This window comes from Micromonospora sp. DT178 (assembly GCF_049841695.1).
GTDB lineage: Bacteria > Actinomycetota > Actinomycetes > Mycobacteriales > Micromonosporaceae > Micromonospora.
Genome location: NZ_JBNCKV010000008.1, coordinates 232,728 through 258,854, shown reverse-complemented (window position 1 = coordinate 258,854; position 26,127 = coordinate 232,728). Strand labels below are relative to the sequence as shown.

General features: G+C 69.7%; 24 protein-coding genes and 2 pseudogenes. 15 read left to right on the top strand and 11 right to left on the bottom strand.

The features are described from left to right. Positions 1-3: 3 nt before the first annotated feature. Together ACLQ22_RS17570 and ACLQ22_RS17565 are read right to left on the bottom strand one after the other, a co-directional pair. Positions 4-1,110 (bottom strand): diphosphate--fructose-6-phosphate 1-phosphotransferase, encoded by a 1,107-nt coding sequence (locus tag ACLQ22_RS17570; RefSeq protein WP_425693245.1) that lies wholly within the window; start codon positions 1,108-1,110, stop codon positions 4-6. Positions 1,111-1,115: 5 nt separating this feature from the next. Next, positions 1,116-2,657, bottom strand: coding sequence for an aldehyde dehydrogenase family protein (locus ACLQ22_RS17565; protein ID WP_425693244.1), 1,542 nt, complete (start codon positions 2,655-2,657; stop codon positions 1,116-1,118). Between ACLQ22_RS17565 and ACLQ22_RS17560 the strand changes: the two genes are divergently transcribed. Then, entirely contained in the window at positions 2,608-3,894 is a 1,287-nt protein-coding gene (locus ACLQ22_RS17560) for an RNA-guided endonuclease InsQ/TnpB family protein (RefSeq protein ID WP_425693243.1), read from the top strand. The genes ACLQ22_RS17565 and ACLQ22_RS17560 overlap by 50 nt on opposite strands. A 14-nt stretch (positions 3,895-3,908) precedes the next feature. Here ACLQ22_RS17560 and ACLQ22_RS17555 read toward each other — a convergent pair whose 3' ends face one another. Both ACLQ22_RS17555 and ACLQ22_RS17550 read right to left on the bottom strand, forming a co-directional pair. Continuing rightward, complete coding sequence (locus tag ACLQ22_RS17555; protein WP_425693242.1) at positions 3,909-5,129, bottom strand: mandelate racemase/muconate lactonizing enzyme family protein; 1,221 nt, start codon at positions 5,127-5,129, stop codon at positions 3,909-3,911. A gap of 188 nt (positions 5,130-5,317) precedes the next feature. Continuing rightward, a complete protein-coding gene (locus ACLQ22_RS17550; RefSeq protein WP_425693241.1) occupies positions 5,318-6,100 on the bottom strand; it encodes a DeoR/GlpR family DNA-binding transcription regulator in 783 nt (260 codons plus the stop codon). A gap of 126 nt (positions 6,101-6,226) precedes the next feature. Between ACLQ22_RS17550 and ACLQ22_RS17545 the strand changes: the two genes are divergently transcribed. The 10 genes from ACLQ22_RS17545 to ACLQ22_RS17500 all read left to right on the top strand — a co-directional run bounded on the left by ACLQ22_RS17545 (position 6,227) and on the right by ACLQ22_RS17500 (position 13,308). Then, entirely contained in the window at positions 6,227-7,102 is an 876-nt protein-coding gene (locus ACLQ22_RS17545; RefSeq protein ID WP_425693240.1) for a hypothetical protein, read from the top strand. Between the two features lie 2 nt (positions 7,103-7,104). After that, positions 7,105-7,833: a TSUP family transporter gene (locus ACLQ22_RS17540; protein WP_425693239.1), complete on the top strand. Its 729-nt coding sequence runs from the start codon at positions 7,105-7,107 to the stop codon at positions 7,831-7,833. Next, positions 7,827-8,225: a YidH family protein gene (locus ACLQ22_RS17535; protein ID WP_425693238.1), complete on the top strand. Its 399-nt coding sequence runs from the start codon at positions 7,827-7,829 to the stop codon at positions 8,223-8,225. Before ACLQ22_RS17540 ends, ACLQ22_RS17535 begins: the two co-directional genes overlap by 7 nt. Before the next feature lie 53 nt (positions 8,226-8,278). Beyond that, positions 8,279-8,665 (top strand): DUF202 domain-containing protein, encoded by a 387-nt coding sequence (locus ACLQ22_RS17530; RefSeq protein WP_425693237.1) that lies wholly within the window; start codon positions 8,279-8,281, stop codon positions 8,663-8,665. A gap of 86 nt (positions 8,666-8,751) precedes the next feature. After that, positions 8,752-9,372, top strand: coding sequence for an L-threonylcarbamoyladenylate synthase (locus ACLQ22_RS17525; protein WP_425693236.1), 621 nt, complete (start codon positions 8,752-8,754; stop codon positions 9,370-9,372). Between the two features lie 369 nt (positions 9,373-9,741). Then, positions 9,742-10,311, top strand: a complete 570-nt coding sequence (locus tag ACLQ22_RS17520) for a TetR/AcrR family transcriptional regulator (protein ID WP_425693235.1) — start codon at positions 9,742-9,744, stop codon at positions 10,309-10,311. A gap of 10 nt (positions 10,312-10,321) precedes the next feature. Continuing rightward, the gene (locus ACLQ22_RS17515; protein WP_425693234.1) at positions 10,322-10,678 is read left to right on the top strand and encodes a hypothetical protein; all 357 of its coding nucleotides are present in this window, start codon (positions 10,322-10,324) and stop codon (positions 10,676-10,678) included. A gap of 72 nt (positions 10,679-10,750) precedes the next feature. Continuing rightward, positions 10,751-11,740, top strand: coding sequence for an ABC transporter ATP-binding protein (locus ACLQ22_RS17510; protein ID WP_425693233.1), 990 nt, complete (start codon positions 10,751-10,753; stop codon positions 11,738-11,740). After that, the gene (locus ACLQ22_RS17505; RefSeq protein ID WP_425693232.1) at positions 11,737-12,531 is read left to right on the top strand and encodes an ABC transporter permease; all 795 of its coding nucleotides are present in this window, start codon (positions 11,737-11,739) and stop codon (positions 12,529-12,531) included. The genes ACLQ22_RS17510 and ACLQ22_RS17505 overlap by 4 nt, the downstream gene beginning before the upstream one ends. A 408-nt stretch (positions 12,532-12,939) precedes the next feature. Further along, entirely contained in the window at positions 12,940-13,308 is a 369-nt protein-coding gene (locus ACLQ22_RS17500) for a HEAT repeat domain-containing protein (RefSeq protein WP_425693231.1), read from the top strand. A 104-nt stretch (positions 13,309-13,412) separates the two neighbouring features. Here the strand turns inward: ACLQ22_RS17500 and ACLQ22_RS17495 are convergent, their stop codons facing one another. Together ACLQ22_RS17495 and ACLQ22_RS17490 are read right to left on the bottom strand one after the other, a co-directional pair. Continuing rightward, positions 13,413-13,724 carry a hypothetical protein gene (locus tag ACLQ22_RS17495; RefSeq protein ID WP_425693230.1) on the bottom strand — a complete coding sequence of 104 codons (312 nt, stop codon included), beginning with the start codon at positions 13,722-13,724 and terminating at the stop codon, positions 13,413-13,415. Further along, on the bottom strand, positions 13,721-13,960 hold the full coding sequence (locus ACLQ22_RS17490; RefSeq protein WP_425693229.1) for a hypothetical protein: 240 nt from the start codon (positions 13,958-13,960) through the stop codon (positions 13,721-13,723). The genes ACLQ22_RS17495 and ACLQ22_RS17490 overlap by 4 nt, the downstream gene beginning before the upstream one ends. Positions 13,961-14,058: 98 nt before the next feature. On the opposite strand from ACLQ22_RS17490, the gene ACLQ22_RS17485 reads away from it, so the two are divergent. Then, positions 14,059-15,447, top strand: a complete 1,389-nt coding sequence (locus ACLQ22_RS17485; RefSeq protein ID WP_425693228.1) for an alkaline phosphatase PhoX — start codon at positions 14,059-14,061, stop codon at positions 15,445-15,447. A 165-nt stretch (positions 15,448-15,612) separates the two neighbouring features. On the opposite strand, the gene ACLQ22_RS17480 is transcribed toward ACLQ22_RS17485, so the two are convergent. After that, on the bottom strand, positions 15,613-16,374 hold the full coding sequence (locus ACLQ22_RS17480) for a hypothetical protein (RefSeq protein WP_425693227.1): 762 nt from the start codon (positions 16,372-16,374) through the stop codon (positions 15,613-15,615). 829 nt (positions 16,375-17,203) lie between these two features. Then, entirely contained in the window at positions 17,204-18,157 is a 954-nt protein-coding gene (locus ACLQ22_RS17475) for a hypothetical protein (RefSeq protein WP_425693226.1), read from the bottom strand. A gap of 1,405 nt (positions 18,158-19,562) precedes the next feature. Here ACLQ22_RS17475 and ACLQ22_RS17470 point away from each other — a divergent pair. Continuing rightward, entirely contained in the window at positions 19,563-22,469 is a 2,907-nt protein-coding gene (locus ACLQ22_RS17470; RefSeq protein ID WP_425693225.1) for a beta-N-acetylglucosaminidase domain-containing protein, read from the top strand. 702 nt (positions 22,470-23,171) lie between these two features. Here the strand turns inward: ACLQ22_RS17470 and ACLQ22_RS17465 are convergent. Next, a pseudogene (locus ACLQ22_RS17465) lies at positions 23,172-23,453 on the bottom strand (IS5/IS1182 family transposase); the annotation flags it as partial. Between ACLQ22_RS17465 and ACLQ22_RS17460 the strand changes: the two are divergent. After that, positions 23,451-23,548: pseudogene (locus ACLQ22_RS17460) on the top strand (IS5 family transposase); the annotation flags it as partial. The pseudogenes ACLQ22_RS17465 and ACLQ22_RS17460 sit on opposite strands and share 3 nt — an antisense overlap. A gap of 29 nt (positions 23,549-23,577) precedes the next feature. On the opposite strand, the gene ACLQ22_RS17455 reads toward ACLQ22_RS17460, so the two are convergent. Beyond that, positions 23,578-24,276 (bottom strand): MFS transporter, encoded by a 699-nt coding sequence (locus ACLQ22_RS17455; protein WP_425693224.1) that lies wholly within the window; start codon positions 24,274-24,276, stop codon positions 23,578-23,580. 189 nt (positions 24,277-24,465) lie between these two features. On the opposite strand from ACLQ22_RS17455, the gene ACLQ22_RS17450 reads away from it, so the two are divergent. Beyond that, on the top strand, positions 24,466-25,206 hold the full coding sequence (locus ACLQ22_RS17450; RefSeq protein ID WP_425693223.1) for a hypothetical protein: 741 nt from the start codon (positions 24,466-24,468) through the stop codon (positions 25,204-25,206). A gap of 278 nt (positions 25,207-25,484) precedes the next feature. On the opposite strand, the gene ACLQ22_RS17445 is transcribed toward ACLQ22_RS17450, so the two are convergent. Continuing rightward, positions 25,485-25,874, bottom strand: a complete 390-nt coding sequence (locus tag ACLQ22_RS17445) for a hypothetical protein (RefSeq protein ID WP_425693222.1) — start codon at positions 25,872-25,874, stop codon at positions 25,485-25,487. Between the last annotated feature and the right edge of the window lie 253 nt (positions 25,875-26,127).

The window sequence follows — 26,127 nt, the reverse complement described above, 5'->3', positions numbered from 1 at the left end:
CACTCAGGCGATGAGAGGGGTGAGCCAGTCGTGGAAGTCGTCGAGGTCGGCGGGATCGGTCGTGCGCCACCGCGCGGGCACCGGTCGGGTCCGACCGGCGACCTCGGCCAGCGGCACCGGGTCGTACCCGGCGGTGTAGGGCTCGGTGCCGACGCGGTGCAGGCCGACCATGAGCCCGCTCCGCCGGTCCGCGAGCAGCCGCGCGGCCTGCCGTCCGGCCTCGGCCGCCTCCCGGCGGTCGACGTCGCCGGCCAGGGCGCCCGCCGAGCGCTGCACCATGCCGAGGACCTCGCCGCGGGCGGCGACCCCGAGTTCGGCGGTGACCAGCGCGGCGAGCCGGCGGGACACCCCGCCCAGCAGGATCCGGGTGTGGTTGGCCGCCTCGAAGGGCTCGTCGGTCAGCTCGCGGGCGGCGCCCTCGCTGGTCACCACGAACGCGCGACCGTGCGCGTCGATGGCGTCGGCGACCCGGCGCAGGAAGTCCGCCCGGTCGAACGGCACCTCCGGCAGCAGGACGAGGTGCGGTGCGTGGGCCGGGTCCTCCCGGTGCCACGTCGCGGCCAGCGCCAGCCAGCCCACCGACCGGCCCAGGGTCTCCACGATGCGCACCGGCTCGATCGCCCGCATCGCCGCGTGGTCGCGGGCGAGGTCGGGCACGACCCGGGTCAGGTAGCGCGCGGCGGAGCCGAAGCCGGGGCAGTGGTCGACGCCGACCAGGTCGTTGTCGACGGTCTTGGGGATGCCGGCGGTGCACAGGGGTAACCCGGACTGCTCGGCGCGTTCGGTGAGGGCCCGCAGCAGCGCCATCGTGCCGTTGCCGCCGATCAGGGCGACCCCGTCGACGCGGTGCGCGGCGAGTGTCGCGACCGCCGCGTCGAGGTCGTCGCCGGTGACCGCCCGGCGGCCGGCGCCGAGCCATGATCCGCCGCGGCTGGTCCACGCGGGCGGGACGTCGGCGAGGGTGACCGGGGTGAGCCGGCCGTCGACGAGGCCGTCGGGGCCCCCGCGCAGGGCGAGGACCTCGTGCCCCTCGGCGCCCTCCAGGAAGCCGCGCAGGCTCGCGTTGACGACGGCGGTCGGCGCGCCGGTCTGGCCGATGAGCAGGCGCATGACGCTCAGGCCCCCGCCGGCCGGGAGGCGACGCTGAGGTAGGTCTGGAACGCCTCCAGGCCCGGCCGGCCGCCCTCGTAGCCGATGCCCGAGTCGCCGAGTCCGCCGAAGGGCACCCACGGCGTGTTCGGTGTGCCCGTGTTGATCCCGACGATGCCGGCGTGCAGCCGGTTGGCGACCGCCCGCGCGGCGTCCAGGTCAGTGCCGCACACGTAGCCGGCGAGCCCGTAGCCCGTGGCGTGGTGCACCGCCAACGCCTCGTCGAGGTCGTCGTAGACGTGCACCGGCGCGACCGGTCCGAAGATCTCGCCGGTCATGGCGCGGCTGTCCACGGGCGCGTCGAGCAGCACCGTCGGGGTGGCGTAGTGCCCGGCGGCCGGTGCCGCGCCGCCCGGCGCGACGGCGCGGGCGCCCTTGGCGACGGCCTCGTCGACCAGGTCGGCCATGCGCGCCGGGTCGCCGGCCGGGGCGAGCGGGCCGATGTCGGTGTCGGGGTCCCGGGGGTCGCCGACGCGCAGGGCGCGGCTGGCCGCGACGAACGCCTCGACGAAGTCGCCGGCCACCTCCCGGGCGACCAGGATCTGGTTCGCCGCGATGCAGGACTGGCCGTTGTTGCGGTACTTCGCCACCATCAGCGTCTGCGCCGCGGCCTGCGGGTCGGCGTCCGGGAGGACGACGAACGGCGCGCAACCACCCAGCTCCATGACGGTACGCAGGAACCGCGGCGCCGCCTGGGCGGCGACCAGGCGACCGACCCGGGTCGACCCGGTGAACGAGACCGCCCGCACCGCCGGGGCCGCGAGCCACGGGGAGACCACGTCGGCCGGGGTGCCGAGAACGGTGCCGAGCACCCCGTCGGGCAGGTGCCGCTCGCACACGGCGGCGAGCACCATCGACGACAGGGGAGCCAGCTCGGAGGGCTTGAACAGCACCGGGCAGCCGGCGGCGAGTGCCGGGGCGATCTTCCGGGCGGGGATCGAGACCGGGAAGTTCCACGGGGTGAGCACGGCCGCGACTCCGACCGGCCGGGCGGCGACCCGGTGCTCGTGCTGCGGCACCACCGTCAGCCGCTGCTCGTCCTGCCGTTCGACGAGGTCGGCCATGACCCGGAAGTACGTCACGGTCAGCCCCAGCTCGGCGGTGGACTCGGCCAGCCGCTTGCCGGTCTCCCGGGTGATGAGCGCGGCCCAGTCCGCTCGGGTGGCCAGGGCCTCGATGTCGTCGGCGATGGCCCGCAGGGCGGCGGCGCGCTGCGTCACCGGGGTGGCCGCCCAGGCCGGCAGCGCCCCGGTGGCGGCGGTGAGCGCGTCGGCGGCGTCGGCCGGGCCACCCGTGGCGACCTCGGCGAAGGCCGTACCGGTGGAGGGGTCGACGACGGGCAGCGCGGGCGCCCGCGTGGCGGCGTCCGGGACCGCCCGGCCGCCGATGCGCACCGCGCTCCGGGTTGCCAGGACCTCGTCGACGATCGGGGAATCGGTCACCAGATCACCGGCCAGGATGGCCCATCCTTCAGGGCGGGGAGGAATGGCGAATGCGCTGTCAGCCATGACTGTCCTTTCTGGTAGGACTGGTCCTGTGCGAACGGCGTACAGGTGTCGGGCGTACCCGACGCCAGAGCAGGCGGCGGTGCTGAACCGCACGTTCGGGTGTGTACGCGTCGTCTGGAACCGCACCCTCGCCGCCCGCCATGCCCGCTATCACGCTGAAGGCAAATCGACCTCGTACGCGGAGACGGATCGGGCGCTGACCGAAATGAAGAAGCAGCCCGACCTGACGTTTCTGGGTGAGGTGTCGTCGGTACCGTTGCAGCAGACCCTGCGGCACCAGCACACCGCCATGACCGCCTTCTTCGCCAAGCGGGCCCGGTATCCGCGGTACAAATCGCGGCGCGGCCGCCAGTCCGCGAGTTTCACCCGGTCGGCGTTCCGCCTGCGGGGCGGGAACCTGTCGCTGGGAAAGACACCCGGTGTGCTGCGGTTCGTGTGGTCGTGGCCGAACATCGACCCGGCTGGGTTGGCCCCGACGATGGTGACGGTGTCGCGTGACCCGGATGGCCGCTGGTTCGTGACCCTCGCCGTCGACGTCGACACACCCACCGCTCCCGAACCGACGGGCGAGGTGGTGGGCGTGGACCTCGGCCTGACCGATTTCGCGGTGCTGTCCACCGGCGAGCGCATCAGGCATCCGAGGCACATGGAACGCCGGGAACGGCGGTTGAGGCGCTACCAGCGGATGATGGCCCGCCGACAGAGGGGCTCGGCCAACCGCGCCAAGGCCAAGCAAAGGGTGGCCCGTGCGCATTCGCGGGTACGCGACGCCCGCCGGGACTTCCTGCAGCAGCAGTCCACGGCCCTGGTGCGCCGCTTTTCCGCCATCGCCGTGGAGGATCTGGCGGTGGCGAACATGGTCCGCAACCGATCCCTGGCCAGGGCCATCTCCCGTACCGGCTGGGCCGAGTTCCGCGCTCTGCTCGCCTACAAGGCGCACCGCGACGGCCGCGCCCTCGCCGTCGTTGACCGCTGGTATCCATCGAGTAAGACGTGTTCGGCGTGCGGGCATCTGCTCGCCGAGCTTTCTCTCGGCACACGCTGTTGGACGTGTCCGAGTTGCGGCATCCGGCATGACCGGGACGTCAACGCCGCCAAGAACATCGCCGTCGCGGCCGGGCTGGTCGAGACGCAAAACGCCTGCGGAGCGGACGTGAGACACGAGGGACCTCCTTCCGTGCGGTCTGCCGTGAACCAGGAACCCCAACCCGTGAGGGTGGGACTCACCCGCCTTTAGGCGGGGGGAGGATGTCAAGACAGCTGCTCCTCGTACGGGTCGAGCTGGTCCGGATCGAGGTCGATACCGAGACCGGGGCGGTGGGGCACGGTGACCGTGCCGTGTGCGGTCAGGAACTCGTCGGCGGCCCGGCGCAGCGGGTTGGAACGGACGTCCCACTCGACGAGGGACGTCGCCGCGCTGCTGGCGGCCACCTGCACGGTCGCGGCGGTCGCGATCGCGCCGTTGTACAGATGCGGGTTGACGGTCTTGCCGGAGGCCTCGGCGGCTGCGAGCACCGTCAGGTACTCGCTGATCCCGCCGACCTTGGTGAGGTCCGGTTGCAGGATGGTGACGCCGCTGCCCCGCAGGTACGGGGTGAAGGCCGCAGCGCCGTAGAGGTTCTCGCCGGTGGCCAGGGCCATGCCGGTGCGGGCGGCGAGTTCGTCGAGTTCCTCCGGGCGGTCGCCGGCGAGCGGCTCCTCGACCCAGGCGACACCCAGGTCGGCCAGCGCCGGCAGCATCCGCAGCGCCTCGGGCAGCGACCACGCCTGGTTGGCGTCGGCGAAGATCTGTGCCCGGTCGCCGAGGACGCGCCGCGCGGTGCGGACGTTGTCCAGGTCCCGGTCGCGGCCGAAGCCGACCTTGACCTTCACGGCGGTCAGCCCGAGTGCCCCGCAGTGCGCTGCGGTTTCCGCGACCCCGGCGGGGCCGAGGCTGGAGCCGTAGACGGGCAGCTCGGTGCGGGGGTGCGTGCTGAGCAGCGACGCCAGGCTCCGTCCGGCGTGCCGGGCGGCCAGGTCCCACAGCGCGATGTCGACGGCGCTCACGGCCTGGTGGATCGGGCCGGGGGCGCCCCACTGGCGGCCCAGCGGACCCAGCTTCGCCATGAGCGCCCGCTGCGCGTCGGCGGGGTCGGCCGGCCGCGTGCCGAGCAGCAGCGGCGCCACGCCCTCCCTGAGCGTGGCGACGCGTTCGCGCCAGGCCCAGGACGGGTAGTTGGCCCAGCTCTCGCCGACGCCGACCGAACCGTCGGCCAGCTCGACCTCGACCAGCACCATCACCCGGTGGGTCAGGGGGGCGAAGGACATCGCGATCTGCTCGGCGGGCCGGGCGCGGAACACCCGGCAGCGCACGTCGGCGACGGGGACGTCCGGCAGCCGCACGGTGTCCACCGGGCGGCCGGCCCGGTCGGCGCAGGGGCCGGCCTGGTGGACGGCGTCCGGGGCGTGCTGCAGATCTCCGCTGAGTCCCATGAGGCCTCTCTCACACTTGTGAAGAACTGCATGCAGTTCTAGCCGCCGTTCATCAGCCCGTCAAGGGCTGGAAACAAACTGGGTCGACCCGGCGGCGGGCGGTGGAGGGCGAAAAAGGACGACGCGCCCCGCAACGGGACGCGTCGCCGCGCGGTGTGGCGGCCGGTGGCGAGGGTGGGGCCGGGAGATCAGGCGGTGATGACGCGGATGCCGTTGCGCCGCACCGTCGCCGCGACCGCCTCGGGCAGCGGCGCGTCGACGACCATGCTGTCGATCCGGTCGAGCCCGCAGACCTGCACCGGGGCGGTGGCGGTCAACTTGCTCGCGTCGACCACCAGGACGATCTCGTCGGCGATCTCCATCAGGGCGTGCTTGGCGCTGAGCTCGATCTCCGAGCGCACGTAGACGCCGCGCTCGTCGACGGCGCCGGCGCCGAGGAACAGCATCCGGATCCGCAGGCGGCGGGTCAGGTCGAGGGCCGCGAAGCCGACCAGCGCCTGGTTGTCGTGCAGCAGTTCGCCGCCGATCCCGATGACGCGGGCCCGCGGACGCGACAGCATGTGCCCCAGCACCGGCACCGAGTGGGTGACCACGCATCCCTCGAACTCGGCGGGCAGGGCGTGCGCCACCTCGGCGGCGGTGGTTCCGCTGTCGATGCCGATGGTGTCGCCGGGCTGCACCAGGCCGGCGGCGGCCGCCCCGATCGCCAGTTTGGCCTGCGTGTGGGTCTGGGCCCGGGAGGCGAAACCGGGACCGGCCACACCGCCGGGCGGCAGGCTCACCCCGCCGTGCACCAGGGTCACCTCGTGCGACTCGGCGAGCTGGCGCAGGTCGCGGCGGACGGTCATCTGCGAGACGCCGAGCTGGGCGCTGAGGTCCGCCACGGAGAGGAAGCCCGCCCGCCGCAGCGCCGCCATGATCTGCGTGCGGCGCCGGGGGGCGCTCTCGTAACGGGACGTCTGCACGCTCACGCCGGGCCCTCCTGCCGGATGTCACCCCACGGGGTTCGGTGGAGAGTTTAGAGCAACCGAGGGATGTTATTTTTCTACCATCCGGTGGTACGTTGCCAACGTCCTTTGGTAATTCTGGGAGGTACCATGACCGTCGCCACCGTGTCGCCCACCGTCCTGGCCCGCCCCTCCGGCGGCTACGCCATGCTCGCCGTCGACCAGCGGGAGGCCCTGCGGGCGATGTTCGCCGCACACCAGAGCCAGCCGGTGACCGACGCGCAGATCACCGACTTCAAGGTCGCCGCGGCCCGCGCGCTGAGCCCGTACGCCTCGGCGATCCTCGTCGACAAGCAGTTCGGCTGGGACGCCGTCATCGCCCAGGAGGCCGTCGCCGCCGAGTGCGCCCTGATCGCCGCCGCCGACCGCTTCACCGCCAGCGCCACCGAGTTCGTCGCCGACGTCGCCATCGACGACGACGTCGACCCCGCCGCCGTACGCGCCCAGGGCGCCAAGGCGCTCAAGCTGCTCGTGCTCTGGCGCCCCGACGAGGACCCCGCCCCCCGGATCGCCCTGGTGACGGACTTCGTGCGGCGGTGCCGCGACAACGGACTCGTCAGCATCATCGAGCCGGTGTCCCGCGCCCCCCGCCAGGGCGGCGCCTTCGACCACGACGCCGGCATCCTCGCCGCCGCCAGGGAACTCGGCTCGCTCGGCGCCGACCTCTACAAGGCCGAGGTCCCCACCGCCGGGCAGGGCACCCCGGCGGAGATCGTCGCCGGCTGCTCCCGGCTGAGCGAGTCCGTCACCGGGCCCTGGGTGGTGCTGTCGTCGGGCGTACCCGCCGAACTCTTCCCCGACGCCGTCCGCCTCGCCTGCCAGGCCGGCGCGTCGGGCTTCCTGGCGGGCCGGGCGATCTGGGCGTCGGTCGTCGGCAGCCCGACGATGGCCGACGACCTGCGGACCATCTCCGTGGACCGGCTGCGCCGCCTCTGCGACGTGGTTGACGACGCCGTGTCCCGCTGACGGTGGCCCTCCTCGGCGCCGCCCTCGCGGTGGTGGCGGTCGCCCTCGGGGCGGCCATGCAGCGGGTCACCGGGCTCGGTTTCGCGCTGGTCGCGGCGCCGTTCCTGGTCATCATCCTCGGCCCGTTCACCGGTGTCGTGCTGGCGAACCTGCTCTCCGCCGCGATCAACCTCGTCGTCCTGGCCTCGACCTTCCGGGCCCTGCACCGCAGGCTGGCCGTGGAGATGATCGTCGGCGTCGTGGCCGCCGTCCCCCTCGGCGCCTGGGTGGTGGCGTCCCTGCCGGGCCCGCTGCTGCTCATCGGCGTCGGCTCGATCACGGCGATCTCCGTCGCCTGGGTCGCCCGGGGCAACCCGCTGCGGTTCCTCCGCAGCCGTGGCGGGCCGGTGCTGTCGGGCTTCACCTCGGGGTTCTTCAACACCACCGCGGGCACCGGCGGGCCGCCCCTGGCCGTCTACGCGGTGAGTACCGACTGGGGCCAGCGCAGCTTCGTGCCGACCGTGCAGATCGTCGGCCTGGTCACCAACGTGCTGTCGCTGGCGGCCAAGGGCACGCCGGCGCTGTCCTGGCCCCTGCTGCTGGCCTGCGGCGTGGCGATGACGGTCGGCATCGCCGCAGGCCAGGTCCTGTCCCGCTGGCTGCCAGAGGAGCGGGCCCGGCGGTCGGTCATCGGCCTGGCGCTGATCGGCAGCATCATCGCCGTCGGAAAGGGAGTGACCGCTCTGTGGTAGCCGACACCGGCGACGACACCTCCTCGCGGACGGACCGGCGACGCCGGTGGCCCGGCCGGGTCTTCGACACCGGCGTCGACCCCGACCCCCGGTTCAGCCTCGCCAACGAGCGGACCTTCCTGGCCTGGATCCGTACGTCGCTGGCGCTCTTCGCGGCCGGGATCGCCCTGGAGGCGCTGGCCCTGCCCATCGCGCCCGGCCTGCGCCGGGCTGCGGCCGTAGTCCTGATCGCGCTCGGCGCCGCGGCGCCGGTGCAGGCGTGGATCGGTTGGCTGCGCACGGAGGCGGCGCTGCGCCTCGGCCGGAGCCTGCCGCCACCCGCGTTGGCGATGCCGCTCGGCCTGGGCCTGGTCGTGGCGGCCGGACTGATCCTGATCGGCCTCGTCCGGTGAGCCGTCCCGCCGGCTCCCGGGACGTGGAACCGTCGGCGCCGGCAGGTCCACCCATGACGTCCCCTCGCCTGGACGGCGACCCCGGCCTGCAACTCGAGCGGACCATGCTGGCCTGGCGGCGCACGGCGGCGGCGTTCCTGGTGGCCGGTGCCGTCGGCGCGCGACTGCTCACCCCGCTGCTCGGCGGCTGGGCCTATCCGGCCGTGGCGGCACCGGCGCTGTGCGTGGGCGCGGTCGCCCTTGCCAGGTGCGTCCCATCGCGCCGCACCACTGGGTGGCGGCCGGCCACGACGGCGCGCGGGAAGCCGATGCCACCGGGGCCGACGGTCGTCACCCCGGGGGCGGGCTGGATGGCCGGCGTCGCGGCCCTGACCTGCCTCCTCGGCCTCGCCGCGGCGGCGGCCGTGCTGACCGCCACGACGCCGCCGTCGACCCCCTGACCGTGCGAACCGCGGCGACCGCGTCGAGGTGGCCGTACCAGAACTGGGGGAGGCGCGCCGTCCGGGCAACACCTAGTCTCGGGCGTATGGCGAGGTACTACGACGTGCACCCGGACAACCCACAGCCCCGGGTCCTCCGGCAGGTCGTCGACCTGATCCGCAGCGGCGGCTTGATCGCCTACCCGACGGACTCGTGCTTCGCATTCGGCTGCCAGCCGGGCAACCGGTCCGGTCTGGATCGGATCCGGGAGATCCGTCGGCTGGACGAACGGCATCACTTCACTTTGGTGTGCCGTGACTTCGCCCAACTCGGCCAGTTCGTGCAGGTCAGCAACTCGGTTTTCCGGATGGTAAAGGCGTGCACCCCGGGCAGCTACACCTTTATCCTGCCGGCGACCCGCGAGGTGCCGCGCCGGCTGCTGCACCCCAAGAAGCGCACCGTGGGCGTACGGGTCCCCAGGCACACGGTCGTCCAGGCGCTGCTGGCCGAACTCGGCGAGCCGTTGGTGTCGAGCACCCTGATGCTGCCTGGCGAGGACGAGCCGATGACCCAGGGGTGGGAGATCAAGGAACGGCTGGACCATCTCCTCGACGCGGTGATCGACGCTGGCGACTGTGGAAAGGAGCCGACCACCGTGGTCGACCTGTCGCAATCTGAGCCCGAGATCCTGCGCTACGGGGCCGGAGACCCGGGCTGCTTCGAGTAGCCGCATCGTTGGGGCGACGGTCGTTCGGGGAAATTCTCATCACAGCGCACCGATCCCGACCGGCGGCTGGCCGGGGTGTCGGCCCGTCTCCGGCAGGTGACCGACTGGCAGCGGGGACCTGCGTGGCGTCCGGGTGACAGGGCTGCGGCGGTGTCCGCGACACGGGTGGGACTTGGCGGCTGTGCGGGTGTCGGACTCGGTGTGCGGGACGCATCGCGGGGGTGGCGGGGCCCGCTGGCGTCGTCGGGGCGCGGGCGCGGGTTGCCCACGGTCACCTGCCGCTTACCTTCCGTCATCAGACATCTCTTGGCGGAATTTAGGAACGACTGTTCTTGACTGACCGTTCCTAAACCGGCTACCGTGGTTGACATGGGAAGACCACGCGGGTTCGACGAGGAACAGGCTGTTCAGGCGGCTGTGGAGGTGTTCGCCGACCAGGGATACGACGGCACGTCCGTCGATGACCTGGTGGCCAAACTCGGCGTCCATCGCAACAGCCTGTACAAGACCTTCGGCAGCAAGCGTGGGCTCTACACAAGGGCGCTGCGCTGGCACGTGGAGCACCAGGTGCGACCACTCGTCATGGCCGTCTCGGCGGCCGACGACATCACCGAGGCGCTGCATCGCGCACTTGCCGCCGACGCGGCGCAAACCGGCTTCGACCTGCTCCTGAGGGCCGCGGTTGAACGCGCGCCCATCGACGCCGAGGTCGCCGAAATTGTCGCCGGCTGCTTGCAAGAGTTCGACGAGGCCCTCGGCCGGGTTCTGATCGCCACGTATCAGGGCGCTGACGAGACCGCTCGCGTCGCGGCGCCGGCCACCGAGCTGACCGCCGCTGTGCTGGGTCTGCGCCTGCGGGCCAGGGCCGGCGCGTCCGGAACGCACACCACCGAAGCCGGCGGCGCTGTGGCCGACCAGCTCAGCCGGCACGAGATCTGAGGAGAGAGACATGGCACGCGTGCACATTGACGGCGAGGCCCTCGTCGTGGAGATCGAAGGTTTGGACAAGCTCTGGGCATTGAAGAGCCGACTCACGATTCCGCTGGTCAACGTCAGGGGCGCGACCGCAGACCCGGGGATCGTCAAGGAGTCGAAGGGGCTGCGAGCGCCGGGAGCGCACCTTCCCGGGGTCATCGTCGCGGGCACCTTCCACCTCGACGGCGAGCGGGTGTTCTGGGACGTTCGCGACCCGGCCCAGGCCGTCGTCATCGAACTGACCGACGAACGCTACAACCGCCTCGTCATCCAGGTCGGCGACCCCCGCGCGACGGTCCGGCTCATCGAAGAGGCCACCCGGAAGTCCTAACCGGTTCGTCCGTCCTTCCCCGGCCGGTGGCCACACCGGCCCCCGCCGACCCACCACGAATGGCGATGCCTCATGCCCGCGATCCGGAAACTGATTCCCGATGACCACGACGAGCCGCTCACCGGCATCACGAAGACGTCCGACGGTGTAAGGGTGCAGGTGCGCAACCTCACCAAGCGGTTCGGTGCCGTCCCTGCGGTCACCGACCTGAGCTTCACCGTGGAGCCTGGGCGGGTGACTGGTTTCCTCGGACCGAACGGCGCCGGGAAGTCGACCACCCTGCGGATGATCCTGGGATTGATCCGGCCCACCTCTGGCGACGCCCTCATCGGTGGCCGACGCTACGTCAATCTGCCGCAGCCGGCTCGTACCGTCGGCGCGGCTCTGGACGCATCGAGCTGTCACCCAGGAATCAGCGCCCGGGACCACCTGCGGATCTACTGCGACATGGCCGGGCTGCCGGTACGGCGCGCGGACGAGGTCATCGAGGCCCTGGGCATGTCCGGATTCGCAGGCCGGAAGACCGGCGAGTTCTCCACGGGTATGCGCCAGCGGCTCGCCCTCGCCACGGCCCTGCTTGGCGATGCTCCCGTGCTACTCCTGGACGAGCCGACCAACGGGCTCGATCCCGGGGGGATCGCCTGGCTACGCCGGTTCCTGCGCCAGTTCGCCAACGAGGGGCGCACCGTCCTGGTCTCCAGTCATGTGCTCAGCGAGGTGGAGCAGATGGTGGATCGCGTGGTTGTGCTCGACGGCGGGCGCCTGATGGCCGAAGGCACCCTCGACGAACTCGCTGCGGTAACCGTTCCCGCCGTCGTGGTCCAGTCTCCGGACGCTGACCTCCTCGCCGTGCTATTGGGCGACGTCGGGACGACCGACGGTCGCCTGCCCCAGATCGAGAACACCGGTCCGGGCACCCTCCGAGTCCATGGCCTCAACGCCGAACGGGTGGCTGACACCGCGGCGGGCGCGGGCCTGCGGGTGTACGGACTGACTCCGTACCGCACCGACCTGGAACAGGCATTTCTGCAGTTGACCGGGGAAAAGAGGACCACCAGATGAGCCACCTCGTCCGAGCCGAGTTCCGCCGGCTGGTCGCCACCCGCCTCTGGATTTGGGCGGTGGTCGCCGCGGTCGTCTTCGGAGGCGGCCTGGTCGGGCTGCTCACCGTAATCGGCCCGGAGAACGTCAACCCGCCACTGCCCGGGATGGACACTGAGGCCGGCATCCGGGCGGTACTCGGCCTCGCCGGGTTCGGAGTGATCGTCCCTGCGCTGTTCGGCGCAACGGCGGTCACCTCCGAGTACCGGCACCGCACCATATCGACCGCATTCCTGTTCGCACCTCGACGCTGGAGCGTGCTGGCCGCGAAACTCCTCGTCTACCTCGTCGCCGGAGTGGCCTATGGGCTGATCACCACGACCACGGCCGGCATCGCGCTTTACGCCGGGATGGCTGTCCGGGACATCCCCGCCGGCGCAACACTCGATGTCGTCGTCGGTTTGCTGCTGCGCCTGGTCGTGGCGATGGCCGCCTACACGGTACTGGGCGTGGGCATCGGCGCACTGGTCCGCAACCAGGTGATCGCGTTGGCCGGCCTGGGCGCGTATCTCTACATGGGGGAAAACCTGCTGCTCTTCATTCCCGAGGTGAACACGGCTTACCCGTTCCTGCCTGGCGGCGCCACCGCCGCGCTGACCAATTTCACCGCGCTCACCCAGGCGGCCCAGGGCGCGGCCGGGGCCGCACCGCAGCTCCTCTCCCCGCCGGCCGGGGCCGGGCTGCTGATCGCCTACGCGTTTGCCGCCGCGCTACTGGCCATCGTCCTGCCCCAACGTAGGGACGTTGCCTGACCGGGGCGGACCACGGGGTCCTCCGAAGAGGGCACATGAGCGGGGGCCACCGTGCCGCCGCGTCCGGCGGGGAGCCCCGGCGGCTCGGGCTGCTCCGGGACCGTGACGGTGGCCGCAGGAAAACTGCCGTAGGCCGTTTTTCCCGGGTAGATATTATCTTGACCTATCGTCGTACGACTACCTCGGCTTTCCGCTTCCGATGCGGGCTGTTGGGTGGCTGGGGCGCCGTTACGGGGTGCAGGGCGGCGGCGCGCCGATGACTGGTGCCGAGATGGAGCGCCTGCGGGTTACCTCCCGGCGGCTCGGCAGCGTCACGCTCGGCTGGCACGACTGTGACTTCTGCGGGCCTTCGAGGGCAACGGCGAGTACCGCTACTACCTGCCCGACGGGCAGATCTACGTCGCGCCGATGATGATCTTGCATTACGTTGAAGAACACGGATACCGACCGCCCGGGCAACTGCGCGACGGTTTGCGGGCGGCCGGGCGGCCGCGGTGGGACTGGCGCGCCGAGCGCCTGCACGCGGTGCTGCTGGACCAGTCGGAGGACCCGGACCTCCGGTGCCAGGCCGCGATCGACTTCGCGAACTGGGACGACCCGCGCGCGTTGGACGCGTTGCGGCGTGCCGCACACGATGAGGACCTGGCTGATGTGGCGGGAGACGAGATCGGCCGATCGTTGGCAGCATTCGTGGATCGTGGCCTCGCAAGGGATCTACTCGCCGAGGACTTGCACGTCATGGTGCGGTACGGCGTCAACGAAGCATCGGGCCGTTGACCCGCATTGCTGCGGTGCTGGCGCAGGATGGGTGCGGCCCGAAGTGGAGGGAACCCGTCGCCGCGGTGCTGCTGTGGCGGGCGGACCGGACCGAGTTCTCCCAGTCAGTTGACCGGCGGACGGTCGAGGACCTCGACGAACATGATCATGTTGTCGACCACGTCAAGGACGAGTATGCCCGCCCGGTGAGGGCTGAGACCGACGTTCCGGTGGCCCGGACCGTAGGCGCCGGCCGGTGGTGGTTGCGTATAGAAGCTCTGGCAGAAGTCGTCGCCGCAACGGCACTCCTGGAGCACTCGGAGACTGTCGACCTGGTCGACCAGGTCGCTCTCGTCCGCCTCGTGAAGCGCGGTCGCAAGCTCCGCAGCCAAGCGTGGCCATTTGTTGGCCAGAAGTGGTGGTTGCTCAAGCGTCATCGTTGACGACGGTAGCCAACGACGGAGGTTCGCAATTGCACGTGCTCATCGGGCGCGGCGTGGAGCCCGGGGACGGCCGAGCGAGCGTCACCGTCGCCAGTGGCCTGCGACCGGAACATCCGGGTGCGCATCTCCGGCGTGAGCAGCACGCCGCGCTCGATCGAATCCACTGTCGATGCCACTGCCTCGGGGTGACTGCCGATGTCATCCTGCCCGGTCCACTGTCTAACCGTCATCTACTTGACGGTTGGGTCGGGATGTGACGTAGTGGATCGAGCGATTCGGGTCGATGTCGGCCGGACGCGACGGTCCGTGACGTCTAGGAGGCTTGTCCGTGTCTTTGTCTCGCCGCCAGTTCCTGTCCCGCTCGGCCGGAGTCGGTCTCGCCGTGGCCGTGGCCGGTTCGGTCGACGCCCTGTTCACCGCGGCACCCGCGCTGGGGGTGTCCGGCCCGGAGGCCGGGTACGGTCCGCTCGTGCCTGACCCGGCCGGCATGCTCGACCTGCCGGTGGGCTTTCGCTACACGGTGCTGTCGCGCGAAGGCACCGTCCGGCCCGACGGTGGCATCGTGCCGAGCCGGTTCGACGGTATGGGTTCCTTCGCCGACAAGGCGCGCGGCACCCGCTTGGTCCGTAACCATGAGTGCTCCCCGACCGCGAAGATCACGGTCGTGGCTCCGCCGGAACGCACGTACGACCCGGCCGCCGGGGGCGGGACCAGCACCCTCGCCGTCGACGCGTCGAACCGCGCCGTCTCTGAGCACGTCAGCCTTGGCGGCACGGCCATCAACTGTTCCGGCGGCCGGACGCCGTGGCGCACGTGGCTGACCTGTGAGGAGACCGAAGACAAGGCGGGTGCCCGCGGGTACGCGAAGGACCACGGGTTCATCTTCGAGGTTGACCCGTACGACGATGCTCGCAACATCGATCCGACACCGCTGACCGGGATGGGTCGGTTCCAGCACGAGGCGGTCGCGGTCGACCCGCAGACCGGCATCGTCTACGAGACCGAGGACGCGTTCGTGGCGCCGCTGGGCAGCTTCTACCGTTTCCTGCCGAACCGGCCGCTCGGCGGTCACGGGAGCCTGCGGGCAGGCGGCGTGCTGCAGGCCCTGCACGTCCCGGATCTGCCGGACCTGTCGGTGGTGACGACGGCGGGCACGTCCTTCTCTGGCGTCGAGTGGCTTGACGTGCCTGACCCGCTGGCGACGACGGAGTCGGTCCGTGCCCAGGACTACGGCAAGCCGATCACCGGTGGGTACAAGATCGAGGGCGCCTGGTGGGGGGAGAACGACGGCTGCGCCTACTTCGTCTCGTCGTTCGCCCGGCGCGCGCAGGGCTCGGCCCGCGACCACGACGGTCAGGTCTGGCGGTACGACCCGCGAGCCAACACGTTGCGCCTGGAGACCATCTTCACCCGCCCCACCCCGGCACCGGAGAACCCGGAGTTCGACGCCCCGGACAACATCTGTATGTCGCCGTACGGAGGCCTCATGATGTGCGAGGACGGGATCGGGGACCAGCACATCCTTGGTACGACTGCCGCCGGGGAGGTGTTCGTTTTCGCACGTAACCGGGTCGATGTCGGCACCGCCGGTGACCCGGAGTTCGGCGAGTTGGCCGGCGCGACGTTCTCCGCCGACGGCCGGACCATGTTCTTCAACGTCTACAACCCGGGCATCACGTACGCCGTCACCGGCCCCTGGAACCGCCGCCAGCGCTGACCCCGCAGCCACGTGCGGTGCTTGCGTGGTCCCCGTGTGATCGGGGCGCCCCGCCCCGCCTCGCCAGGGCCTCGGGGCGCCCACGACCGTGCGGCTGATTCACGGGTGGCTGCGCCGACCTCCCCTGCTCCTGACCCGGTCTTTCGCCCTTGCGGTGGACGCGTTTCAGACCAGGCCGGCGACGGCGCCTATCGCGGTGATGGCGACTGCGACCTGCTCGGTAGGGGCACCGTCGACCGGCCACGAGCCGTCCGGGCGCTGGGTGGCGGTGAGCCGCCGGACCACGACGCGGAACACTGGATGCTCCGGAGGCAGCAACGTCGCCCGTAGCGCGCATCCGGCGCGGGCGATGTCGGCCGGCGGGGCGTCGAGCAGCCGCCGCGCCAGGATGTCCAGCCCTCGGTCTGCCTCCTCGCGCAGCCCCGCCGCCCACAGCAGGGCGGCGGCGAGCCAGGTGGTGGTGAGGCACGACGGCCAGACCCCTGAGGCCTCGACGGCGTCGCGCACCGCCCGGGCGGCCGGCCCGGCCGCCTCGGGCCGGTCCAGGACCGCCAGGCACCAGCCGACCTTGGCGGTCAGGTAGAGCGGGTCCCGCGACGGCAGGTGCCCGGTGTCCACGGCGGAGCGCACCGCGCCGTCCGGCGCGACCAGCGCGGCGAGCCAGTCGGCGCAACGATCCACCCGTGAGCTGTACCGCAGGTCCAACTCGATGATCCGGTCGAGCCGTTCGCACGTCGCCGCCACCGAGGGGGTGCCGGGTGACCAGGGCGCCGGGAAACCGCCCTCGGGAGACTGGTCGGCGAACAGGGCGTCCGCCACATCCAGCGGCGCCGGCCACACCCCGGTCAGCACCGTCGCCAGTCGGTGCCTGTCGGACTCGTCGCCGTGCGCGATCACCCACTCGACCGCCGCAGCAGTGTCGATCATGTGCGGAATTTAGCAAGCGCGAAGCGACGAGCAGAGGCGCACCTTCGGAGATCCTCGCCGGTGGCCAGCGGAACGAGCGCACCGGCCCTGCGGAGCGCGGCCTGCATCTGACCGTGGTGCCGGCCAGGCCGGCCGGCCACGCGGCGACCAGCGGTACCAGCACGGTGTCCGGGTTCGGCTCGACGAGGGTCGTCGCGGTCCACAACTGCGGGAAGCCGTGACGGCCGTGTCCGCCGCGACGTCGGGCCAGCGGGCCAGCGGCCTGGTCGGTCTTGATCGGGATGCCACTCCGGCGTAGTTCCGCCCGCGAACAGACCGAAACGAAGATCCACGACCTGTGGGTCTCCGCCTGAGGTACGGATGGCGATGCTGGCCGCCGCGCCGACATCGCGGTACGGCCCAGGCGACGACGGTGCGGGCGGCCTCGTGCTGGGCCTGCCGCACCCGCCGCCGGTGCCGACCGTCCACCACCCGCGTCCGGGCCCGGTATCGGCCCACGATCGAACATCCCAAGCCCGAGCCCGACGGTCCCACTACCAGAGCAGACTCAGTCACCAAGCCAGCCGAAAGATCAAGTGACGTTGGTGTACTACATGAACTGGTCGAGGCACGACAGCAGAGCGGCCATGTCCTCATGTTCGGCCGTGGTGAATCCAGCGTCTGAGTGGTGGCCGCGAACAGGTCCAGGTTAGCGATTGGCACGCCGAGCAGGGCGCAGATTCTACGGGTGGAAGTGGCACAGCGCCAAGCTACGCCCGCTCGGCAGCCGTTCTACCGAGGTGCGTCATCAGAACAATACTCTCGCCCTTGGCATCGACGTCCATCGCGGCTACGGGCAGTCGTAGAATAGTACCGTCTCGTCAATGACGCCTCCACGGTTGATGGAAGGTTCATGGCGCTGGAAGGGGCGAGCAAAATAGGCCTCCATCAACTGCATGTCCTGGCTGCTCAAATATTTCGCATAGAAGTTCTCTGGAGTGCCGAGCCATTCTGGCCGAAGGGCGCGATTGACAATGATGTCTTGGCAAAGCACCATGAAGTGATATGCGCGCTCGGCTGGCGACGCGGAGGGGGGCGACTGAAGATCCCCTTCCTCCAGTATCACCACAGTTCCTCCGGGGGCGACACGTCTCAGGAAAGCCCCTATCTCGGACCACCGATATTCAGGAAAGACGTGGTGCAGTGTCCAGAAGGCCAGAACTATATCGAATTTCGTGCCGCCCATCCCTTCCATCTCGGTGGATTGCAGGTCATTGATGTCGGGATGCTGGAGGCTGCTAAAAGGATTGTAGCGAAAAATGGTGGCCTCCTTGCAGATCCCCCGCCTGATGAGTCTCTCGGCGATCCGACGTTCATCCGCACACGAGTCAGCTCCATAACCGAGAATATTGATCGAATCCCGAGGGGGTCGAGCTGAGAGGTGTCGCATCATAGTGGCGTTAAGGGCGCGGTCGCGGGCGGCCGTTATCTCAAAAAAATTCTTGGCCGACACTTGTGACGGATAGTTGAGATAGTTTCGAATGAGTACGTGGATCACCTCCTCCTCGACGGCTTCGCCAGAGAGGAGTCGCGTCATCAACTCGCCATGCGCGGCGACAAACTCCCTTGCCATGACGCAGTATTCATCGCCAATGATCGGATATGATCGGAAGATTCCAAGCTTGCGACACCTGCTTGCCATGTCCGGCGCCGAGAGCATTTCGATAACCTGGCGAGACGTGATGCTGTTAGAGCCAAAAATCAGTTCCGAATTGCTCGTTGTTCTTCGCACAACTCTGACCACCTGCTCCTTGTCATCCTCTAGGTCCTGGCGTAACAGGGACTGCGCCCTCCTGGACCCTTGCCGGGGTCGACCAGGAGCGGGCATTGCCTGTCCTGTTCATGAACAGTCGTAAACTACCGACACCTGATCGGTTCGCGATTCCGCAATTGGCAGCTGTTGCACCTCCTACTCAAGCTTCGCTAACTGCAGTGGGCTTACAGCGGTGATCAGTGCCTAAGCAAATACTTTCCCTGGCCTCGCCCACGTGTGTCAATCCCCTGGAATTGTGGAGGGCGTCGTTATGCGGCCCAGGCCTCCGGTGCGCGGGTCTCTGACCGTTCTCAGTCGATGGGTGATCGCCGGTCGCAGACGGAGTGCCGGCGGCGCCGGTTGTAGAAGTCGGTGATTCAGGTCGCGATCTTGCGGCATGGAGTACGCCGACTGGAAATCGTTGCCCACCGACGTCGGGCTTCGAGATCGCCCCCGCGAGCGGAGCGTCCCGCAACGACTGGGTCGTCACCAACCGTCTCGCCCCGGTGGTCGCCCTCAGCACCCCGGCCGGCGAGCCGCTGGACTGGCTGGTCACCCACGTGCGCCTGGTCGCCCGCGTCCGGTCAACACCTGACGCTCGGTAGCCCGGTCGGGGGAGGACCGCGATGTCGGCGGTCGGCCCAGTGCCGACCACCTTCGCGTGCCGTCGGCTCGCGGAGATCGTCAGCCGCTTCGCCGAGGCTCACAGGTGGGTTCCGCCGGTGGCGTCGATGGTCTGGCCCGTGATCCATCTGCCGGCGTCGCTTGCGAGGAAGCGGACCGCGTCGGCCAGGGCGGCGGCGACATCATCGCGTACGCCCGGCGCCCGGCGCCCGGCGCCCGGCGCCCGGCGCCCGGCGACCCGAGGTCCACTGGGCCCGGGCGGTGGTGGACGGCACGTCCCCGCGAACAGCACGTGCGGTGTGGGGGCGATGAGCGTGCCGCTGCCTCTCGGCCCGGTGGCTTCGTGCATCGATGAGACATCATGATCGCCGTGGACAGATCGTTGGGACGACGGTCGGCGCGCTTCTCGCGGCGGTATGGGCGACCGGCGCCGCCTTCCTGCTCTGGACCGTGGCGGTGTTGTACCTGGTCGCCGCGACCGGCTTGGGCCCCGCCGCCAGGGACACGCTTCGACTCGGCGGACTCCTGCACGAATACGCAAAACGCCGTCTGACCAGCGCGGACGAGGTTTTCGGCACCCGCAGGGCCCCGGGGCGCCCGCTGCGTGCGGGGTCCGTCACCCAACGGACCCCGCGGATCCAGTCTGATCCAAGATCATGACTGCTTGGCGGCCGCAGCCATTGACGAGGCCGTCTGGTCTAGTCCAGTATCTCCCTGAGTCGCTAGTGCCACCGGCTCCAGTCATGATCCTCAAATGCCTAGGAGTACGCCCATGCGAAGCAGTTACCGTCAGGGACGCTGGCGCTTTTCAGGCCCAGTGGCCGCCTACGCGTTAGCCTCGCTCCTCGGTGCGGTCACGCTGATCGGCTCACCGCCCACGGCCAGTGGCGCTGCAGCCACCCCATCTCTCAGTCCCAAGCCACGGGAATTGTCCGTTACCGGAACCGCACTTGACCTGCCGGCCGCTCTGACAGTTGTTCGTGGCACGGCTGCGGACCAGCCGGCCGTTGACGCCGTGGTGGCTGCATTCACCGCGCACAACACGAGCGTCACCATCACCGGCACCGATCCGGGCGCCGGAACGACCGTTTACGTCGGGGGCGAGCAGGAGACACCCGCCAGCGCGGCGGCCCTGAACGCGATCGGTGTCACAGCGCCGAGCACCTTGCCGGATCAGGGCTATCTGCTGGCCACCGGTACGGACTCTGCCGGCAGGCAGCGAGTCGTGCTCTCCGGCGGCCAGAAGGTGGGCACCTTCTACGCCGCACAGACCCTGAAACAGCTCCTGACGTCGGACTCTTCTGGCGCGAAGATCGCGCGGGTCACGATCAAGGACTGGCCAGCCTTCACATTCCGCGGTGGGATGGACTCGGCCAACCCCCCACCCCCAGGGGTGGCCCGGTGGACGAAGGCTGACCGGCTGGAACAGGTGGAGGTCCTCGCTCGGAACAAGATGAACCGCTTCTTCTACGGGCCCGCGGCTGACCCGCGCACGGGCGGTAGCGGAAGCAACAACTGGCGCACCCCGTACACGAACGCGGAACTTGGCGACCTGCGTGAAGTCGTCACCAAGGCCAACAGCCTGCATGTCGCGTTCGTCTACCGGATCTCACCCGAAATGCCGCTGGACCAGGCCAGCGGCATCTGCCACTCCTCCGCCTCGGAGCGCAACACCCTCCTCTCCCGGCTCGATCAGATGTACCAGATCGGGGTCAGGCACTTCGTCATCGCCTGGGACGACGTCTTCCCGACGCGGCCGTTCTCCTGCGTCAGCGACGGCCAAACGTACGGAACCGGGGTCACGGCGTGGGCCCGGGCGCAGGCCGACGTCACGAATTTCGTCCAGACGAAGTTCGTCCGAGCCCACGCCGACATGGGCCAGCTGTACACGGTCAGCAGCGAGTACGCCGGGATGGCGGTGAGCAGTTACCGGACCGAGTTCGACACTCGGCTCGACACCGCCGTGGGCGTGTACTGGACCGGTCCCGAGGTGCTGTCGCCGAGTATCACCCGGAAGAACCTCGACGACGCACAGTTGGCGTTCCCCAGGCACCGCCTCGCCATCTGGGACAACTTCCCGGTCAATGACCAGGTCTGGGATCGGCTCCAGATGGGCCCGCTGGCCGGGCGCGAGGCTGCGCTTTCCGCTGCTCCGGGAATCCTGTTCAACGAGATGACCCAGCAGGGCCCTTCCCAGCTGCCCCTGCTCACTGCCGCCGACTTCGCCTGGAATCCGGGACACTATCAGCCAGAGGACTCCTGGTCCCGCGCCATCAACACCCTGGGTGGATCGATGGCCAGCCAGCTGCGAACCTTCGCCGAGATCAACCGTTCGTCCGTCGTCGACCACACCGACTCGGTGGCGCTGGCCGATGCCATCAGGAGCTTCCGCAATGCCCTCCGTACCGGAAGCGGGGTGGACAACGCCGCCGCCGCACTCAAACAGAGGCTCTCTGGTCTCAGGACGGCCAGTACGGCCCTGCAGACCATGAACACCAGCCTGACGACCGAGGCGGGACCGTGGTTGCAGCAGACGGTGCGCCTCGTGGACGCGGCGACTCGCGCCGTGGATCTCCTGACCGCCGAGCGCGCCGGACAGACCACTGTGGCAAACAACCTTCGCCAGGAGATTCGTGACCTTCTTCCCGCCATCGCCGCCCATCCGGAGTCGGTGGCCCACGGCGTGCTCCACCCGCTGGTGACCTTTGCGCTGCGCCGGGGCGTCGACAGCGTGGATCTGAGCGGAGACGGGCGCTCCGATGTGCTGGCTGTCAGGGCAAACGGCACGCTGAACGCGTACGAGAACCTGCGCACCACGATGAACTGGCCGGAGTTGGGCCCTACCCAGACGGTCGGGCAGGGTTGGTCGGCCACGCAGCTGCCTATCACCGGTGATCTCGACGGTGACCGGCTCGCGGACCTGCTGACAGTGACCAGCACCGGGGCCTTGGTGCAGTTCAGAAACACCGGGTCCTTCACGGGTGACATGTTCGCGGCAGGTGTCCAGGTCGGCAGCGGCTGGCAGGGGATGCTGGCGGTGCACCTGACTGACCTCGATGACGATGGGCGCGCTGACCTGCTGGGAGTGTTCCCGGACGGCACGCTCAAGGCGTTCCGTAATACCGGCATGAACAACGGTGCTGTCACCTGGGGTCTGGCCGTCCAGGTCGGCCAGGGGTGGAGCACCGCCGAGCGTCCCATCGTCGGTGATCTCACGGGTGATGGAAGAGCCGACCTGGTGTCCATCAAGTCCGATGGATCGCTGTGGCACTACCTGAACACCGGCAGCTTCACCGGCGGAATGTTCGCCACCGGTCAACGGATCGGTGAGGGCTGGACCGGTTACCTGGCCGTGCACGTCGTCGACCTCGACGGCGACGGACCTGCGGATGTGCTCGGTGTGCTGGTGGACGGGACGCTTGCCGCCTTCCGCAATCAGGGCATGACGAACGGACGTGCCAGCTTGGGACCCCGAGTTTCTGTGGGTCAGGGTTGGAACGCCAACATGCTGCCCAACCCGACCGACCTGAGCGGGGACGGTCGCGCCGACCTGGTCTCGATCAACGGTGAGGGCAGGCTCATCACGAACATCAACGCAGGCCGCTTCGCTAGCGGATTGATGTTCCCGACGATGGCAGCACACGGCCCAGGATGGCAAGGAACCCTCTTTCTCCGCTGACGGGGCTCTGAGCCGGCCGCCGGCCGGCAATGCCGACGGGTTCCATGCGTGGTGGCGCGGCACCGCCTGGCCGGGGTGGCGGGGTGCAGGTCGATCGAACTGCACCCCGCGGCCAACCTGAGAACCGCAGGCGCGGGTGTGCTCGATGCGGTGAGCAATAGTGTCGAACCCCAGCCATCAGGCTTCAAAAGCCAAGGACAGCCCAATCGAGAGTCGCACTGGCAATCGTTGGGCGACGCTGCTTCTGCAGGCACGGCGCCGCTTCCTCACCGAACTGGCGCTGCCTGGCCTCGATGTCGTCCCAGTGGTCGAGCGGCCCAGACCCGACGTGGACCGGGATCGGGAGCTGTGTCATGCCTCAGCTCCGGCAGACGGACCAGCGAAGTGAACGGCGAGCTGCTGCATCCTGCGCAGGTACATCGGGGCGATCGTCAGGTGGACCCGCGTCGTGTCCTCGTCGATCTGCCGCCCGGTCGGGTGACCCAGCTCGTTGCGGGTCAAGCGGATCAAGTCAGCGAGGAGCAATTGTCAAGACTTGTGGGTCGGCCGGTTGCTGGTCTTGAGACGGCGGATCTCCGAGATCAACCTGGGTATGTCTTCACGGCCGTGTGCGATGAACAGGGCGTTCTCGTCCCAGCGCTCGTCGGCGCAGTCGATGTAGCGGTGAGGGAACTGGACGAGGATGGCAACGACCATTTCACCGGTGGCGATCGCCCGCTCGCCCCGGGCGCGGATCCGGGCGTGTCCGCGGTTGACGGCCCTCTGCCGGCGCGACACCGTCGGCCGGTACCGGTGGCGCTTGAACGGCGTGCGCACGCTCCCGCCGGTTCCCTGGTAGCCCTTGTCGACGAAGGTCATCACGTCGGCGCTGAGGTCGTGGGTGGCCCCCGCAGCGCATCCGACGCCCAGATGAGCCGCCCCGTCGTCCTCGATGAGCTGCACGTTCACGCCGTGCCGTTTGTGCTTTCCGGAGTAGCAGGGCTGGTAAAGCGCCGGTGGGTCGTCGAATGCACATCGGCTGGATCATGCACCACCGACGCCTGGCCCGCGACTACGAAGCCCTACCCGACAACTCCGCCAGAATTCAGACGCCTCTAAGTTGTTCAGGTCAAGTTGACGGATTGTCAGCGTGCTGGCCGCCGACCCGGGTCTCGTCGGGAAGCCGCTTCGCCCGGGCAGGCGCGGCCGGCGGGCTCGGCCGGGACAGACGCACGACCCACATTGCGATGCCGCCCGCTATGGTGCCGGCCAACGCGAGGACGACCACCAGCACGTCGAACAGGAACACCGACCGCCAACTCAGCGCTTGCGCCACCACGCCGCTCGCGACAGGTCCGAACAGGAGAGCAGCACCGAGCGCGACGCCGAGCACCAGTCGCGCCCGGGAACGCCAACGGCCCAGCTGACCGGACAGGGCGAGGGCGACACCAACTACGGTTCCGGCACCCAGCCCGACAACCACCCGCCCAACCGCCATCAGCGCCGCCCCCGGCGCGAGCGCACTCACCACGCACCCAACGACCAGGAGCACAAGCGCCGGCACCCCGGCTGCAGTGGGCCACCGCCGCCCGAGCAGATATCCGGGCACGACCAAGGCCGCCGTCGCCACCACGCCCGACGCAACCACAGTCGCTGCCATGGCTGCGGTGGAAAGCCCAAGATCACGCCCGATCGCGCCACCCAGCGGGCCGATCGGCGCGGTGAGCAGTCCGGCGGCGACCATTGCACCAAACGCCGGACCGGCAAGCGACCAGAGCGGGCGGACCACCGGCGGTCGGGCCGGGGCGGGGTATCCAGGTGAGCTCATCCGCCGAGTGTATGCACCGGGCGAAGCAGCCTGGAACGGATCGGGTTGGGGCTTAGGCGGTGTCTTCAATGGGTCTTGCGGTGCACTCGCTCTCGTCGGCAGCCGATCCCGCCACCGCCTCCTGTCGTGGCCTGGCGGGGCGCCGGAGCTTGCGCTGGGCCCGCTCTGCCGGTGCGGCAGGATGCTGGTGTGGGCGCGGAGGAAGACGACGAGTTCGAGGAGGTCGCCGATGTCCTTCGAGGGCGGGCGACCGTTGACGCGCAACTTCGCCCGGCACTTGAGGCGCTTGAGGCTCGGCTCGGTCAGCCCCTCATTGCCCTTACCTGCGGGTCCATGAACTTTGTGGCCGGCCACGGAGTCCCGGGCGTGGAGGTTCCGACCATCACCGCCTGGGTACGCGGCGCGGCACCCGACCATGATCGCCGCCTGCCGGCGGACGCGGTCCTCGATCAGATCGTCGCCGAGTTCGGTCCGTGGCGGTGGCGGCAGTTCACGGCACGGGCGTTGCGGATCGGGAGACTTCCTAGTTCGCGGGCCCGGCGCATCGCAGCACTTGCCGGCGTCGAGTACGTAACTGGTCCGGTTATGGGCGGGCTGGGGTACTTCGATGAGGAGGCCACGGCACGCGTCATGGCAGCGATACCGCAGGAGCGGTGGGACCAGTCCCGCGACGACTGGGGAGACCGCGTCTGGACCGTCGCGGTGAACGCGGATCTTCACCGCGTCTCCGTGTTCGTCCACACTGCGGCTCAGGTCGCGCAACTGCAGCAGACACCGCGATGGCATGAGTGGGAACGACAACTTCGCGCGCTCATCGCCGAAGAGGACGAGTTCGGGTCGACCAGCATCATCCCGGTGAATATTGCTCTCGAGAGCCGGGAATCATTCGAGTCCGACTGCCAGGGAAACTGGAGCTACTACTGGTACTGAAGTTCGTGCCAAGCTCGGGTTCGCGCCGAGCACAACACCGACGGCCCGCCATCGCAACAGGCTGGCGTCGACCACCGGCTGCGCCCGGTCTCGGGATCGGGGGAGGGTCGCAACGGCTCCTGGGCGAAAGGTGGGGGAGTGGATCGGCGGCGGTGTTGCTGCCAGCCAACGTGGTGTCGGTAGGGCTGTCTCGTTGCCCTCATCTGGCCGGCCTGCGGTCGTAGCGCCAGTTGACGAACAGCCGGTGAGAGTGCGTCGCTCGACCGGCAGCCTTGCGATCAAAGCAGCTCGCCGGCGCAGCATTCATGCTCGCCGCAGCCGTAGCAGGTGTATCGCATGCAGCCGGTGCAGATCCCGAGGTTCTCCAGTCGGTACCGGTCATGGCAGGTGGAACAGATCTCGCGGCTGTTGAGCATGGCGTTCCAGCCGGCGGACCCGCCATTGAGTTCGTGCGAGGCGGCGACGAAGTCGGCCAGTTCGGCATCGTAGGCCGGAGCTGTCGGGTCGCCGATCTTGTAGTTCAAGCTCCAGCAGTAGACCGCGAAGAACGCCGTGCCGGTGACCAGGAAGGCGCGACCTCGTCCGTCCCGGACCCAGGCGTCGTGGAGGTGCTGAACGCGTTCCCGGATAGGCCGCGAGCCGTCCAACATGACGCGTTCGCCAGTCATCATGGCATTATGCGGGCAGAGCCAAGTGGTGGTGCAACGGCACTGGTGCGCCGTGAGCTCGTCCCACACCGGCGGTGTCAACTGTTCGATCCGCTCCCGGACGCATGTCGGGCACTACCCGAGCTGCTCAGGATGGCGGCCGGGGTGTGTCGCCGACCGGCCGCCCTGCCCGCCGCTGGCCCGGCGCGACCCCCGGGGTGGGGCTCACCCCGGGCGGCCCGCGGGGGGGGCGCCCGCCCGGGCGGTGCGCCGG